The organism is Aeromonas sp. JL9 (genome assembly GCF_024436075.1).
GTDB classification, from domain to species: domain Bacteria; phylum Pseudomonadota; class Gammaproteobacteria; order Enterobacterales; family Aeromonadaceae; genus Aeromonas; species Aeromonas veronii.
In genome coordinates, this window is the sequence record NZ_JANFNV010000003.1 from 139,821 (window position 1) to 154,871 (window position 15,051).

Annotated in this window: 11 protein-coding genes; 8 read left to right on the forward strand and 3 right to left on the reverse strand. The window is 61.2% G+C overall.

Going from position 1 to position 15,051, the window contains the following annotated elements; translation table 11 throughout:
- Window positions 1-8 precede the first annotated feature (8 nt).
- Together NOM06_RS04185 and NOM06_RS04190 are read right to left on the reverse strand one after the other, a co-directional pair.
- Window positions 9-497 carry a hypothetical protein gene (locus NOM06_RS04185; protein WP_204383010.1) on the reverse strand — a complete coding sequence of 163 codons (489 nt, stop codon included), beginning with the start codon at window positions 495-497 and terminating at the stop codon, window positions 9-11.
- On the reverse strand, window positions 497-3,568 hold the full coding sequence (locus NOM06_RS04190) for an FAD-binding and (Fe-S)-binding domain-containing protein (protein ID WP_255909998.1): 3,072 nt from the start codon (window positions 3,566-3,568) through the stop codon (window positions 497-499). The genes NOM06_RS04185 and NOM06_RS04190 overlap by 1 nt, the downstream gene beginning before the upstream one ends.
- A 167-nt stretch (window positions 3,569-3,735) precedes the next feature.
- Between NOM06_RS04190 and NOM06_RS04195 the strand changes: the two genes are divergently transcribed.
- The 4 genes from NOM06_RS04195 (at window position 3,736) to NOM06_RS04210 (ending at window position 8,937) form a co-directional block, all read left to right on the forward strand.
- On the forward strand, window positions 3,736-4,662 hold the full coding sequence (locus tag NOM06_RS04195; protein ID WP_255909999.1) for a cation diffusion facilitator family transporter: 927 nt from the start codon (window positions 3,736-3,738) through the stop codon (window positions 4,660-4,662).
- A 300-nt stretch (window positions 4,663-4,962) separates the two neighbouring features.
- Window positions 4,963-6,498: a TerC family protein gene (locus NOM06_RS04200; protein ID WP_255910000.1), complete on the forward strand. Its 1,536-nt coding sequence runs from the start codon at window positions 4,963-4,965 to the stop codon at window positions 6,496-6,498.
- Window positions 6,499-6,680: 182 nt separating this feature from the next.
- Complete coding sequence (locus tag NOM06_RS04205) at window positions 6,681-7,802, forward strand: alkene reductase (protein ID WP_255910001.1); 1,122 nt, start codon at window positions 6,681-6,683, stop codon at window positions 7,800-7,802.
- 148 nt (window positions 7,803-7,950) lie between these two features.
- Window positions 7,951-8,937, forward strand: coding sequence for a zinc-binding dehydrogenase (locus NOM06_RS04210; RefSeq protein WP_255910002.1), 987 nt, complete (start codon window positions 7,951-7,953; stop codon window positions 8,935-8,937).
- A gap of 100 nt (window positions 8,938-9,037) precedes the next feature.
- Here NOM06_RS04210 and NOM06_RS04215 read toward each other — a convergent pair whose 3' ends face one another.
- Window positions 9,038-10,102 carry an adenosine deaminase gene (locus tag NOM06_RS04215; RefSeq protein ID WP_255910003.1) on the reverse strand — a complete coding sequence of 355 codons (1,065 nt, stop codon included), beginning with the start codon at window positions 10,100-10,102 and terminating at the stop codon, window positions 9,038-9,040.
- Window positions 10,103-10,299: 197 nt separating this feature from the next.
- Between NOM06_RS04215 and NOM06_RS04220 the strand changes: the two genes are divergently transcribed.
- From NOM06_RS04220 to asnB, 4 genes are all read left to right on the forward strand, one after another.
- On the forward strand, window positions 10,300-11,049 hold the full coding sequence (locus tag NOM06_RS04220; RefSeq protein ID WP_005337281.1) for an HAD-IIA family hydrolase: 750 nt from the start codon (window positions 10,300-10,302) through the stop codon (window positions 11,047-11,049).
- A gap of 54 nt (window positions 11,050-11,103) precedes the next feature.
- On the forward strand, window positions 11,104-12,678 hold the full coding sequence (locus NOM06_RS04225) for a cation:proton antiporter family protein (protein ID WP_255910004.1): 1,575 nt from the start codon (window positions 11,104-11,106) through the stop codon (window positions 12,676-12,678).
- 144 nt (window positions 12,679-12,822) lie between these two features.
- Window positions 12,823-13,191, forward strand: coding sequence for a cupin domain-containing protein (locus NOM06_RS04230; protein WP_255910005.1), 369 nt, complete (start codon window positions 12,823-12,825; stop codon window positions 13,189-13,191).
- A gap of 192 nt (window positions 13,192-13,383) precedes the next feature.
- A complete protein-coding gene (gene asnB / locus NOM06_RS04235) occupies window positions 13,384-15,048 on the forward strand; it encodes an asparagine synthase B (protein WP_005344767.1) in 1,665 nt (554 codons plus the stop codon).
- Window positions 15,049-15,051 lie beyond the last annotated feature (3 nt).

Genomic DNA, 15,051 nt, shown 5'->3' on the forward strand with positions numbered 1-15,051 from the left:
GCGGGATGTCACCAGGGGTAGGTAACGCCGGGCCACTCGGACCAAGGCACATCTCGCCCCGGCAAGCGGGGGGCTGGCCACTGCCACACCCTGGCGAGCCAGTCGCGCAGCTGAATCTCCAACTCCTCATCCGTGATGGGCGCCTCGGCCACCTTCCAGAAGAAGAGCTCCACCGCTACCTCTGGCAACACCGAGGGGTAGAGATAAACCCCGCCCCAAAATTGCGGCTCCCGATCCGGGCTCCAGAGGCCATAGGCAAAGGAGCGCTTGGCCAGAAACTCCGACTGCTGCCACTCCAGATCCCCTTCGTGCTGGCTCAGGCTGAAGTTGGCGGAGGGCCAGATATCGTTCGGGCGAAACAGCTGATGGAGCTGCTCACGCTCGCGCAACATGGCGACAAACTCCACCACCGCCTGAGCGGGGGTGGCAGGCAACAGCAAAAAACGTGGGTGCCGATAGGCCTTCGGCACCCGAAACCGTTTGGGAAACGTCAGCATCAGAGCAGCTCCAGCAGGGCTTGCAATGGATGTTTGAGCTTTTCCCCCTCCATCCGCTTGACCTGACTGCGGCACGAATAGCCAGTTGCCAGACAGCGCGCTTTGGGTAGACGGGCGAGCGGGTCGGCCCAGCTCAACCCATAGATGCCCTTCGAGTTCTCCACCTGTTTGACGTCGTGACCATAGGTGCCCGCCATGCCACAACAACCCACAGAGACCGGCTGCAAGCTGGCCCCGAAGCGGCCAAACAGGGTGCTCCAGTCACCGTGAGTGGAGGGCTTGGCGGTCTTCTCGGTGCAGTGGGCAAAGAGATACCAGGGCTCGCTCCCCTCCTCGATCTTGGTCTTGTTGGCGCTAGCAGGCAGTTGATCTGCCGGCAGCGAGAGCAGCCACTCCTGTGGCAGCAACACCTGAAAATCACCGCGAGCCGACCCCAGCGCCTTGGCATACTCGTCGCGATAGCAGAGCACCATGGCCGGATCCACCCCCACCATAGGAATACCAAGCGCCGCCACCTTGTTGAGGAACTGGGCGCTGTTGGCGGCGGTGCGGGCAAATGCGCGCAGGAACCCCTTGATATGCTGGGGTTTACCGTTCGGCTTAAAAGGCAGCAGGTAGGGCTGGAAGCCGAGCTTGCTGGCGAGTTTCACCAGGTCGCGCACCACGGGGGCGTCGTAATAAGTGGTGAAGGGGTCCTGCACGATGAGCACTACCTGTTTGCGTTGCTCGGCACTCATCCGCTCCAGTCCCGGCAGATCAAAATAGCGGGCGCGGTTATCGTGCAGGCTCTCGGCAAGGGTCGGCACCGAGAGCAGCGGCACATCGACCATGCCGATGCTCTTCTCGGTCGCCTTCTGGGCCCACTCTTTTTCGAGGAAGAAGTTGACCAGCTTCGGCGCCTTGGCAAGCAACGGCGCATAGCTCTCCACCGTGCCGACGAAGTAATCCTTCGGCGCACGCAGGTAGCGGCCGTGGTAGAGCTGCATAAAGCGGGCGCGAAAATCGGGTACATCCACCTTGATCGGGCACTGGCTGGTACATGCCTTGCAGGCCAGACAGCCCGCCATCGCCTCCATCACCTCATGGGAGAAGTCATACTCGCCGCGCTGTTTAGCCCAGCTGTTGCGCACCTTGTCCACCAGCTGTTTGAAGCGTACGCCACCGGATTGCAGCGCCACCTCTTCCGCCAACGGGTCGAAGCCCTGCTCCGCCAACTGACGCAGCCATTCGCGCATCAGGCCCGCCCGCCCCTTGGGGGAGTGGCGGCGATCACGGCTGATCTTGACCGAGGGGCACATGGGGGAGTCGGTCTCGAAGGTGAAGCAGAGACCGTTGCCGTTGCAATCCATGGCGCGGGTGTAGCTGGTGCGCACCGCGAGCGGGATCTGGCGGTCATACTTGCCGCGCTTGGGGCCATCCACCGACACCAGCTCGGCGCCGCTACCGTAGGGGATGCAGATCTTGCCCGGGTTGATGCGGTTGCCCGGGTCGAATACCCCCTTGACCCGCTGCAGCTCTTCCCACAGCTCGCCAAAGAAGGCGGGGCTGTATTCGGAGCGAAAGCCCTTGCCGTGCTCGCCCCACATCAGACCGCCATACTTGGCGGTGAGCGCCACCACCTGATCGGAGATGCGGCGCAGCAGCACCTCCTGCTCGGGATCGCACAAATCCAGCGCCGGGCGCACGTGCAGCACACCGGCATCGACGTGGCCAAACATGCCGTAGTCGAGGCCGTGGGCATCCAGCAGGGCGCGAAACTCCATGATGAAATCGGCCAGTGACTCGGGCGGCACGGCGGTATCTTCGGTGAAGGCCACCGGCTTCTTGCGCCCTTCGGCGTTGCCCAGCAGCCCCACCGACTTCTTGCGCATGGTGTAGATGGTTTCGATGCTCGGCAGGTGGTCACACACCTGATAGCCGATAATCCCGGCCTCCGCCTTGGCCAGCAGCGCGTCGATACGACGGCACAGCTCCGCCACCTTGGCCCTGTGTTCTGCCTCGTCGGTGTCGGCAAACTCGACGATATTGAGCCCCTGCAGATCCTTGCCGGGCACATCCTGAATAAGTTCTTTCACCGAATGCCAGATGATGTCGGCGCGGGCCAACCCGAGCACCCGGGAATCCACCGTCTCCACCGACAGCGCCTGGGCCTGCACCATAAAGGGGGCATTGCGCAGGGCAGAGGGGAAGCTGTCGTACTTGACGTTGACCAAGGTGCGGTAGCGCGGGATGGGGGTGATATTGAGTCTGGCTTCGGTGATAAAGCCGAGAGACCCTTCAGATCCGCACAGCACCCGGCTCACATCCAGCGTGTCGGTATCGGGTTGATAGAGGTGCTTGAGATCGTAGCCGGTCAGAAAGCGGTTGAGCTTGGGGAAGGTCGCCTCGATGTCGGCTCGGCGCTCCTTACCGATACGATAGAGGGTGCGATAGATCTCTCCTTCGCGATTCTCCAGCGCCAGCTTGTCGGCCAGTCGCTCACCGGTCAGCGGCTCGGTCGCCATGATGTCGCCATTCTCCAGCACCGCCTTGAGACCCAGCACGTGATCCGAGGTTTTGCCGTAGACCAGAGACCCCTGCCCCGAGGCATCGGTGTTGATCATGCCCCCTAAGGTGGCGCGGTTGGAGGTGGAGAGATCCGGCGAGAAGAAGTAGCCGTGGGGCTTGAGATAGGCGTTGAGCTGGTCTTTCACCACCCCGGCCTGGGCACGCACCCACCCCTCCTCCAGATTAATTTCCATGATCTGGTTCATATAACGGGAGAGATCGACGATAATGCCGCCGCCCAATGACTGGCCATTGGTGCCGGTACCGCCACCGCGAGGGAAAAAACTCAAGGAGGCGAACGCCGGCTCTGCGGCCAGCTTGAGCATTGCTGCTATGTCGTCCGCACTGCGCGGATAGAGAACCGCCTGAGGTACTACCTGATAGACGCTGTTATCCGTCGCCATCGCCAACCGGCTTGCATAAGACTTTTCGATATCACCACGAAATGCGCTGCGCTCTAGCAACTCAAGAAACTGCAGGGTTGCGGGTGACAAACTGTCCTGGTAATCGAGTCTCGGGATCATGAATCCTTGTTCCCATCCTTTGCTTGATGCCGGCACGCCGGCGACAACGACTGGCCAGCCGCCTGTCAATGGCAGTCAGGCCAGTCCGCTCACATGTGAGCGGGCAGTATATCAGCTAGAAAACCGCTTGCGCTTGGCAATATTCACCATTTGAAAGGAGGACTTTTATGGCTCACCACAGCCATGTTATCAGTACGCTGGTCACCACCGAAAAACAGGCGCTTACCCTGTCGCTGTTTGGTTGTATTACCTTTGCCATCTTCGGCATCTGCTACGGCCTCTTCGTCGGTTCCAACGCCATCATGCTCGATGGTATCTTCACCCTGTTCAGCATGGGCATGACGGGCCTTGGCCTCATCACCGCCTATCTCGTTACCCGCCCTTCCGATGCGCGCTTCCAGTATGGCTATGCCCACTTCGAGCCCATCACCAACGTCATCAATGGCGCCATTATTCTGCTGCTCTGCCTTGGCGCCCTCTATAGCGGCATCACCACCCTGCTGGAGGGAGGACGGGAGATCGATCTCGGCCACGCCCTCATCTATGCCGCCGTCTCCACCTTTTTCTGCGCCATCATCTATCGCATCGAAGCCCAGGTTGCCGAACAGGTAGACTCCGAGCTGGTGCGGGTCGACTCCAAGGAGTGGCTGGTGGATACCCTGCTCAGCGCCACTCTGCTGATTGGCTTTGTGGTCGCCATCGGCCTCGATGCCATCGGCTACGGCCAATACAACCGCTACATAGACCCGGTGCTGGTCTCACTGCTGGCCCTCTGCGCCACTCTCATTCCCATCAAGGTGCTCGGTCGCAACCTGCGGGAAGTGTTGAAGATCGCCCCCAAGGGAGATGTGCCACGGCAAGTCGAGCAGGAGATCGAGGCGCTGCGCCAGCGCCACGGCATCGAGTGCTACAGCCATCTGGCCAAAAGCGGTCGTCGCTTCGATCTGGAATTGAACATTCTGGTGGCGCCGGGTCAGGAGTGGCCCGTCGAACGTCAGGATGCCCTGCGTCAGGAGCTCTGGTCTCGCCTTGGCGATACCCTTGGGGATGCCTGGCTGTCGGTCTGTTTCACCCGCGAAAAGCGCTGGTTGTAACGACCGCATGGGGGAGCGTGGCACCGCCGCCTCCCCCTGTCGCATCACAACCCCATCACGCCTCACTGACACTGCTCTTGCCAAATTGGCGCCAGCCGCTATCATCAGGGCTCATTTTTCACCCGAGGTTTTATTGCCCATCATGGACAATCCCCGAAGTTGCCCTTCGTCTCTCTCTGTCAAAGCCTATCTTTTTCTGCTTAATCAGCGCCTCTGAATAACACCTTTGCCTTGCTGTTACTGCGGCCATCGTGCGCCGTGATCACTCTCTGCTCTGTCTGTTTTTATTGAGGTCATACAATGGAATTGCTGCTGGATCCCCATATCTGGATTGGTCTGTTTACCCTGATCATTCTGGAAATAGTGCTGGGGATCGACAACCTGGTCTTTATCGCCATTCTGGTGAAAAAACTGCCTCCCGCCCAGCGGGACAAGGCACGCGTCATCGGCCTGTCGCTGGCCCTGCTGATGCGACTTGGACTTCTGAGCGTCATGTCATGGCTGGTCACCCTGACCACCCCGATTTTGCACCTGTGGGATCACCCCTTCTCCGGTCGGGACCTGATCCTGATGGGGGGCGGCCTGTTCCTGCTGTTCAAGGCCACCTCCGAGCTACATGAGCGGCTGGAAGCCAAACCCCAGGATGATGGCCCGGTCGGCGCCTACGCCAGCTTCGGCGTGGTGATCGCCCAAATTCTGGTGCTGGATGCGGTCTTCTCGCTCGACTCCATCATCACCGCCGTCGGCATGGTAGAACACTTGGGCGTGATGATGGCCGCCGTGACCATCGCCATGGTGGTGATGGTGCTCGCCTCCAAGCCGCTGACCCGCTTCGTCAACGCCCACCCGACCGTGGTGGTGCTCTGTCTGAGCTTCCTGCTGATGATCGGCTTCAGCCTGGTGGCGGAGGGCTTTGGCTTCCATATTCCGAAGGGCTACCTCTACGCGGCCATCGGCTTCTCGGTGCTGATCGAGTTTTTCAACCAGCTGGCCCAGCGCAGTGCCATGCGTCACGAATCCAAGCTGCCCCTGCGTGAGCGCACCACCGCCGCCATCTTCAAGCTGATGGGGAGCAAGGCCTATCAGGACAGACCGGATGACGATCTGGATGCCGCACCTGCCGAGCCGCTCAGCTTTGGCGAGGAGGAGCGCTATATGGTGACCGGCGTGCTGTCGCTAGCCGAGCGCTCCATTCGCACCATCATGACCCCGCGCTCGGAGATGGCCTGGATCGATATCAACGACTCCAGCGACGAGATCCGCGCCCTGCTGCAGCGCGAGCCCCACAGCCTGTTCCCCATCTGTGACGGGGATCTGGACGAGGTGATCGGAGTGGTCAAGGCGCGCGACCTGCTGTTTGCCTTGAACGAAGGGCAATCCTTGAGCGAACTGGCCAAGCAGAACGATCCCATTATCGTGCCGCAGACAATCAACGTGATCCGTCTGCTGGCGGAGCTGCGCAAAGCCAAGGGAAGCCTTATTCTGGTCTCCGACGAGTTTGGCGTGATCCAGGGGCTGGTCACCACCCACGATCTGCTGGAGGCCATCGTCGGCGAGCTGCCGGACGAGGACGAAACCTCGGATATCATACGCGATGGCGAAGGGTGGCTGATCAACGGCAGCACCAACATCCACCATGTGGAGCAGGTGCTGGAGCACGAGGGACTGGTAAGCGAGAGCGATGAATACGTGACCCTGGCGGGCATGCTGCTCTCCCACTTCGGCACCCTGCCCACCCCGGGTCAGCAGTTGCAACTGCAGCAGCTCAACTTCGAGGTGATCGAGGTGAGCGAGCGGCGCATCGAGCGGGTGAAAGTGATGCCCGCCGCGGCTTGAGCCTGCCACCAGCAGAATACAGAAGAGGGCCAGACGGCCCTCTTTTTTATGCCTAAACGCCTCTTTCCCGGCGGTTTGCACTGATTGCTGCATCAAGCACAATTCTCTTGTGCAATTACCCCTCTTTTTCACAACAAGATGGCGGCATAAAGTGGCCTCACGTCCACCATGAGGAACTCAAGATGAGCCACGATCACCTGTTCTGCCCGCTGCGCCTCGGCCAGCTGCACCTTGCCAACCGCATCGTCATGCCCCCCATGACCCGCTCCCGTGCCAGTCAGCCGGGTGATGTGGCCAACGCCATGATGGCGAGCTACTACGCCCAGCGCGCCGAGGCGGGCCTGATCATCAGCGAAGGCACCCAAATCGACCCCATGGGCAAGGGCTACGCCTGGACGCCGGGCATCTACAGCGCAGAGCAGATCGCTGGCTGGAAACTGGTGACCGATGCCGTGCACGCCAAGGGGGGCACCATCTTCGCCCAGCTCTGGCACGTGGGCCGGGTCACCCATCCGGACAACATCGGCGGCGCCCAGCCCATCTCCGCTTCAGCCCTGCCCGCAGTGGGCGTCAAGGTGTTCGTCGATAACGGCAGCGATGCCCCCGGCTTTGTCGAGACCGTCACCCCGCGCGCCATGACCCAGGCCGAAATCGATGCGGTAGTGGGCCAGTTCCGTCAGGCGGCTCGCAACGCCATCAGCGCCGGTTTTGACGGCATCGAGCTGCACGCCGCCAACGGTTATCTGATCAACCAGTTCCTCGACTCCGAATCCAACGCCCGCACCGACAGTTACGGCGGATCACTGGAAAACCGGCTGCGCTTTCTCAAAGAGGTGACCGAGGTGGTCAGCAGCGAAATTGGCGCCGATCGGGTTGGTGTGCGTCTTGCACCGCTCACCACCCTCAACGGCACCGTGGATGCCAATCCGCAGGAGACCTATCTGGCAGCCGCCCGCCTGCTGGGCCAGCTCAATGTCACCTACCTACACATTGCCGAAGCGGACTGGGACGATGCCCCCCTGATGCCGGAGAACTTCAAGCAGGGTCTGCGGGATGCCTTCCCCAACACCCTGATCTATGCCGGCAAATATGATGGCGAGCGGGCTCGCGCCGCCCTTGACGCGGGCTGGGCCGACATGATTGGCTTTGGCCGCCCCTTCGTCGCCAACCCGGATCTGCCGAACCGGCTGCGCCACGGCTATCCGCTGGCCCCCCACGATCCGGCTACCCTGTTTGGCGGCGGCGAGAAAGGGCTGACCGACTACCCCGTCTATCAGGCCGATGACGCAGCCACCAGCCGCTGATTGCCGATGGCCAACCGGCCACGTAACGCAGGCCCCACAGGTTGGGGCCTGCCGTATTGTTGCGCATTAGCAACAGTGATATGGCTGACCGTATCGCGGTTGCAATCATCTCGTTAAGCTCTCCCCCACTCTTTCGCAAGGAGTCCCCATGAATCACACCCAAGCCTGGTGCTGGCATGCCCCCGGTGAACCGACCCAGCTTACCCTCGCAGACCTGCCGCTGGCGCCGCTCGCCCCCGATGAGGTACTGGTGGCCAACCGGGTCATCGCCTTCAATCCGGTGGACTGGAAGCTGATCGAATATGGCCACTCCAACTGGCAGGACGGTCAGGTGCCCGGCGTCGATGGCATGGGCACTATCGTGGCCCTCGGCGCCAACGTCAGCCATCTGCGCCTTGGCGCCCGGGTCGCCTATCACACCGACCTGCGTCACCACGGCAGCTTTGCCCGCCACACCAAAGTGCCCGCCCGCGCCCTGCTGCCGGTGCCCGATGCTCTGAGCGATGAGGCGGCCGCCGCCCTGCCCTGTCCCGGTCTCACCGCCTGGCAGGCGCTGGCCAAGCTGCCGCGCCTGCACGGGGAAGCGCTGCTCATCACAGGTGCTGGCAGCAGCGTCGGCCGCTTTGCGGTGCAACTGGCCCTCCAGCAAGGAGCGCGACTCTTTGCCAGCGCCAGTCCACGCCACCATCAGTGGCTCAAACAGATCGGGGTGCAGGGGGTGGCCGATTATCGGGAACAAGACTGGCTGGCCACCTTGCAGGCCGCCAACGGCAACGAGCCGTTCGAGGGGATCATCGATCTGGTCTCGAGCCAACAGGCAGAGAGCCTGCTGCCAGCCCTTGGCTACTACGGCCATATGGTGACTGTGCTCGGGCGCATCCCGCACAACCCGCTGCCCGCCTTTAGCCATTGCCACTCGTTGCACGAGATTGCACTGGGTGCCCAGCACGCCTTTGGCACCGACAAACAGTGGAGCCGGCTGGTCGCAGCCGGTGTCAACATGATGGAGCAGATGGCGAGCGGCGAGCTGACCCTGCCGCCGCTGGTGGTGGGCGACTTTGAGGCACTACCCATCCTGCTCGAGCGCTTCAAGCGCGAAGGACAGGGCGAGAAGTTTCTGGTACGGGTGGCGTAACGCTGGCGTCATCCACCAGCAGCAGAAACGCTCGCAACTGAAAATAAGAGAGGCCCGCTATAGCGGGCCTCTTTGCATCCGGGATTAACCTGCCCCTGACTCAGTGCAGCTGCACCCCGTGGCGGGCGGCATGAGTGCGAATGTCACGGGTCAGCCGCGCCTTGTCGGCCAGAGAGAGCCAGCTCGCCTCAACGGCATTGAGCGACAAGCGGCAGAGCTGACTCATGGTCGCGCCGAGGCCATCGGCCAGCGCCACAAAGTTGGCATTCATATAGCCGCCAAAGTAGGCGGGATCGTCCGAGTTGATGGTGACGCAGAGCCCCTGCTCCAGCAGCCGCAACACATTGTGCTGGGCCATATTGCCGAACACCTTGAGCCGGGTGTTGGAGAGGGGGCAGATGGTGAGCGGCAGCCTGGTATCCGCCAGATAGCGCAGCAGCTCGGGATCGTCTGCCGAGCGCACCCCGTGATCGATGCGGCATACCTGCAGCTCGTTGATCGCCTGCCAGATGTAGTCGGCAGGCCCCTCTTCACCTGCGTGGGCCACCACCGGCAGCCGCAGCTCGCGGCATTTGGCAAAGACCCGGGCAAACTTGGTCGGCGGGTTGCCCTTTTCACCCGAGTCGAGGCCGATGCCGTGAATGCGTGACAGGAAGGGCATAGCCTCTTCCAACGTCGCAAAGGCATCCTCTTCGCTCAGGTGGCGCAAAAAGCTCATGATAAGGCGCCAGCTGATGCCAAACTCCCGCTCCCCAGTCTGCAGCGCCCGTTCGATGCCGCCCAGCACAGTGGCAAAGGGGATACCGCGAGCGGTGTGGGTCTGCGGGTCGAAGAAGATCTCCACATGCACCACCTTGTCGGCGGCGCACCGCTCAAGATAGGCCCAGGTGAGGTCGAAGAAATCCTGCTCGGTCACCAGCACGCTGGCACCGCGATAGTAGAGGTCGAGAAAAGATTGCAGGCAGTCAAAGTCATAAGCGGCGCGCACGCTGGCCACATCGGGCCAGGGCAGTGGCACACCGTTGCGGCGGCCCAGCTCAAACATCAACTCGGGTTCGAGGCTGCCCTCGATATGCAGGTGCAGCTCCAGTTTCGGCAGTCCGGCGATAAATTGCGCGGCGGTGAGGTGTTCGGGGGTGACTGGCTTGGGAATCGGGGTGTCCATAGCGACGGCTCCATCAGCAAAGTGATCCGGCGTCAGCCCCTCCACCAGACTGACCCGACGGCAGCTTTATTGTGCACCCAAGTGGCGAGACAGGGGAGACTTGTCATCAAACAGACTTATAATGGCGTCACAAAAATCATAAATGATTGAACATCTTAACGATTGGCGGCTCGCCTGCGCCCTGACAAGGAGTTTTCATGAAGAAGAACGTCATCTGCGATATCGACGGTGTCATCCTGCACAACAACGATCTCATCCCCGGTGCCGACCGTTTCGTCCATCGCCTGCTGGAGCAGGGCAGCAAGCTCTTGTTCCTCACCAACTACCCGGCCCAGACCCAGAAAGATCTGCAAAACCGCTTCCGTTCCGCCGGGATCGAGGTGCCGGAGGAGTGCTTCTATACCTCCGCCATGGGTACCGCCGATTTCCTCAAGCGTCAGGATGGCAAGAAGGCGTATGTGATCGGTGAAGGGGCCCTGACCCACGAGCTCTACAAGGCCGGTTTCACTATCACCGATATCGACCCGGACTTCGTGGTAGTGGGCGAGACCCGCAACTACAACTGGACCATGATGCAACAGGGGGCCAAGTTCGTCGATCAGGGGGCCCGCTTTATCGCCACCAACCCCGATACCCACGGCCCCATGATGCACCCGGCCTGCGGCGCCCTATGCGCCCCCATCGAGCGGATGACTGGCAAGAAGCCGTTCTACGTCGGCAAGCCGAGCGCCTGGATCATCCGTGCGGCACTGAACCGGATGGAGGCCCACTCCGACGACACCATCATCATCGGCGACAACCTGCGCACCGACATTCTGGCGGGCTTTCAGGCCGGTCTCGAGACGGTGCTGGTGCTCTCCGGGGTAAGCAAGGTCGCCGATATCGACCGCATGCCGTTTCGCCCGAACCATATTTTCGACTCCGTGGTCGACATCGATATCGTCTAATCACCACCCAAGCGTTAAACAGGGCAGGTCTCTCCTGCCCTTGCAGGATCTGTTATGGAACCCATTCTGATCGCCGTGGCCTTTGGCTGCGGCATGGTAGTCAATCTGATTGGCCTGCCCCCCCTGCTCGGCTTTCTGGCCGCCGGTTTTATCCTCAACGGCATGGGATATGAAAATACCCCTGCCCTGAGCGAGGTGGCCGATCTCGGCGTCACCTTGCTGCTGTTCACCATCGGCCTCAAGCTCAATATCAAAACCCTGATGCGGCGCGATGTGTGGGGCACCACCAGCCTGCACCTGCTGCTCTCCACCCTGCTATTTACCGTGGTACTGCTGGTCTGCAAGGGACTGGGGCTTGAACTTGCCCTCTCGCTGGACTGGAAACTGGCGCTGCTGCTGGGCTTTGCCCTCTCCTTCTCCAGCACCGTCTTCGCAGTCAAGGTGCTGGAAGATCGCAGCGACATGAATGCCCTCTACGCCCGCATCGCCATCGGGGTGCTGGTCATGCAGGATGTGTTCGCCGTGGCGTTTCTGGCCTTCTCCAGCGGCAAGTGGCCCAGTATCTGGGCGCTCTGGGTACTGGGATTGCCGCTGCTGCGCCCGCTGCTGTTCAAGCTGCTGGAGCGTGCCGGGCACGGCGAGCTGCAGGTGCTGTTCGGGGTGTTTTTGGCGCTGGTGGTCGGGGCCGCCGGTTTTGAAGTGGTCGGCCTCAAGCCGGATCTGGGGGCCCTCATCATCGGCATGCTGCTCGCCTCTCATCCGGCTGCGGCAGGGCTTGCAAAGGCGCTCTTTAACCTCAAAGACCTCTTTCTGGTCTGCTTTTTTCTCACCATCGGTCTCAACGGCCTGCCGACCCACGACACCATGTTGCTGGCACTGGCGCTGGTGCTGGCCCTGCCGCTCAAAAGCGCCCTCTACTATCTGGTCTACAGCGGCGCTCACCTGAGGGTGCGCACCGCCCTGCTCTCGACCTTGGCGCTCACCAACTTCTCGGAGTTTGGCCTGATCGTCGCCGCCATCGCCGCCAAGGCAGGCTGGCTCTCCCACGAGTGGCTGGTGGCGGTCTCGCTGGCACTGGCGGCGAGCTTTATGATCTCCGCCCCGCTCAATGCCCAGAGCGAGCGCATTTATCACCGCATCGGCCACTGGCTGCGGGGATTGCAGGCGAGCAACCTTCATCCGGAAGACAGACCCATCGAATTGGGCGATGCCGAGGTAATCATCCTCGGCATGGGGCGGATCGGTCAGGGGGCCTACTTCGAGCTGGAGAACAAGTACGGCAACGTCATCCTCGGGGTGGAAAACGACAGCGAGAAACTGCCCACCCTGCGCGCCCAGGGGATGAACGTCATCGAGGGGGATGCTACCGATACCGACTTCTGGGACAAGGTGCTGCTCTCCAATCAGGTCAATCTGGTGCTGCTGGCGATGCCCCACCACTCGGGGAATCTCTACGCCATCGAGAAGCTGCGCAGCCACGGGTTCAACGGCAAGATAGCCGCCATCGTCCGCTTCGAGGATGATATCGCCTCCCTCAAGGAGCAGGGGGTGGATGCAGTGTTCAACGTCTACAACGAAGCGGGCAGCGGCTTTGCCCGCCATGTGATCCGCCGCTTGCAGCCGCTCTGAGTCGTCGGCCAGCAGCCCTTGGCAAGGGCTCTTGGCAAGGAGGAACGCATCGTTTAAGTTATGCACAACCTCGTTTAATAAAACGAACAATCGCGGGGCCTGGATGGCCCCGCGTTCCTATCTGCCGATAGCCAAGGAGGCACCATGAAGACCCTCAACGACTGGATTTTGCTCGATCGCCACGAGGCGGCCCCTACCCCGCTGATGCCTGCCCCCGAGCGCATTAAAGCGGGCAACCCGAGTCAGATGGTGTGGAACCACTACTCCGACCCAAGCCAGCAGTTTCACGTGGGCTTCTGGGCTTGCGAGCCCGGCCGCTGGGCCATCCACTACACCGAGCACGAGTATTGCCAGCTGCTGGAGGGGGATGTGGTGATCCACGACAGTCAGGGCGGCCAGCTGACCCTCAAACCCGGCGATCAATTCGTGATTCCGGCAGGCTTTGTCGGCGAGTGGGAGACCCTCACCCCATGTCGCAAGGTCTACGTCATCTTCGAACCCACCTCGGCTTGACGTTCACGTCACCCTGCCCCGTTGCAGCAACCCTTATCCTGTTGATCTGCTTGACGCTTACGGCATGATTTTCTGCGGTTTTCCCGCTTGCAAAAGGTTTTTCCGCTAGGCATTGTGTCTGACGAGGAATGTAAATGGAATTTCGAGCCCAAACGTGGGGGGCTCATATAAAAATCAAGAGGATTACCGCCAATGTGTTCAATTTTCGGCATTCTGGATATCAAGTCCGATGCAGTAGCCCTGCGCAAATCGGCGCTGGAGATGTCCAAGCGACTTCGTCACCGCGGGCCTGACTGGTCCGGCGTTTACAGCTCCGACAAAGCCATTCTGGTGCACGAGCGTCTGGCCATCGTCGACCCGGGCAATGGCGCCCAGCCGCTCTACAACCCCGAGCGCACCCATGTGCTGGCGGTCAACGGCGAGATCTACAACCACAAAGAGCTGGAAAAGACCCTCAAGGTCGACTTCCAGTTCCAGACCAAATCCGACTGTGAAGTGCTGCTAGCTCTCTACAAGGAGAAGGGCCCGGCGTTTCTCGACGATCTCAACGGCATCTTTGCCTTCATCCTTTATGACGCCGAACAGGATGCCTACCTGATTGGTCGCGACCACATGGGGATCATCCCCCTCTATACCGGTCGTGACGAGCACGGCAACTTCTATGTCGCATCCGAAATGAAGGCGCTGGTGCCGGTCTGCAAGAGCGTCGAAACCTTCCCGCCGGGACACTATCTGTGGAGCAAGGATGGCGAGCTCAAACAGTGGTACAAGCGCGACTGGATGGAGTACAGCGCGGTCGAGCACAACGTCAGCGACAAGGCCGAGCTGAAAGCCGCGCTGGAAGCTGCGGTCAAGCGCCAGCTGATGTGCGACGTGCCCTATGGCGTGCTGCTCTCCGGCGGGCTGGACTCCTCCGTCATCTCCGCCATTACCAAGCTCTATGCGGCGCGCCGCATCGAGGACGATGGCAAGAGCGAAGCCTGGTGGCCGCAACTGCACTCCTTCGCCGTCGGGCTGGAAGGGTCGCCGGATCTCGCCGCCGCCCGCAAGGTGGCTGATCACCTCGGTACCATCCACCACCAGATCCACTTCACCGTGCAGGAGGGTCTGGATGCCCTGCGCGACGTCATTTATCACCTAGAGACCTATGACGTCACCACCATCCGTGCCTCCACCCCGATGTATCTGATGGCCCGCTACATCAAGGCGATGGGGATCAAGATGGTGCTCTCCGGCGAAGGCTCCGACGAGCTGTTCGGTGGCTACCTCTACTTCCACAAGGCGCCCAACGCTAAAGAGTTCCACGAAGAGAACGTGCGCAAGCTCGCCTCACTGCATCTCTATGACTGCCTGCGCGCCAACAAGTCGATGGCCGCCTGGGGTGTGGAAGGTCGTGTGCCCTTCCTCGACAAGGAGTTCATGGACGTGGCGATGCGCCTGCAACCTGCCGACAAGATGTGTGGCAAGGGCAAGATCGAGAAGCACATTCTGCGCGAAGCGTTCGAGGACCTGCTGCCCCACGAAGTGGCATGGCGCCAGAAGGAGCAGTTCTCCGATGGCGTCGGTTATTCGTGGATCGACAGCCTGAAAGCCATGGTGGAACAGGAAGTGACGGATCAGATGTTCGAGGCGGCCGCCTTCCGCTTCCCCATCAACACTCCGCTCACCAAAGAGGCCTACTTCTACCGCGCCATCTTCGACGAGCACTTCCCGCTGGAAGCCGCCGCCCGCACCGTACCCTACGGCAAGTCGGTCGCCTGCTCCACTCCTACCGCGCTGGAGTGGGATGCCAAGTTCAAGGAGATGGCCGACCCGTCAGGCCGCGCCGTAATGGACGTGCACCAGCAGGGCTACTAAGCC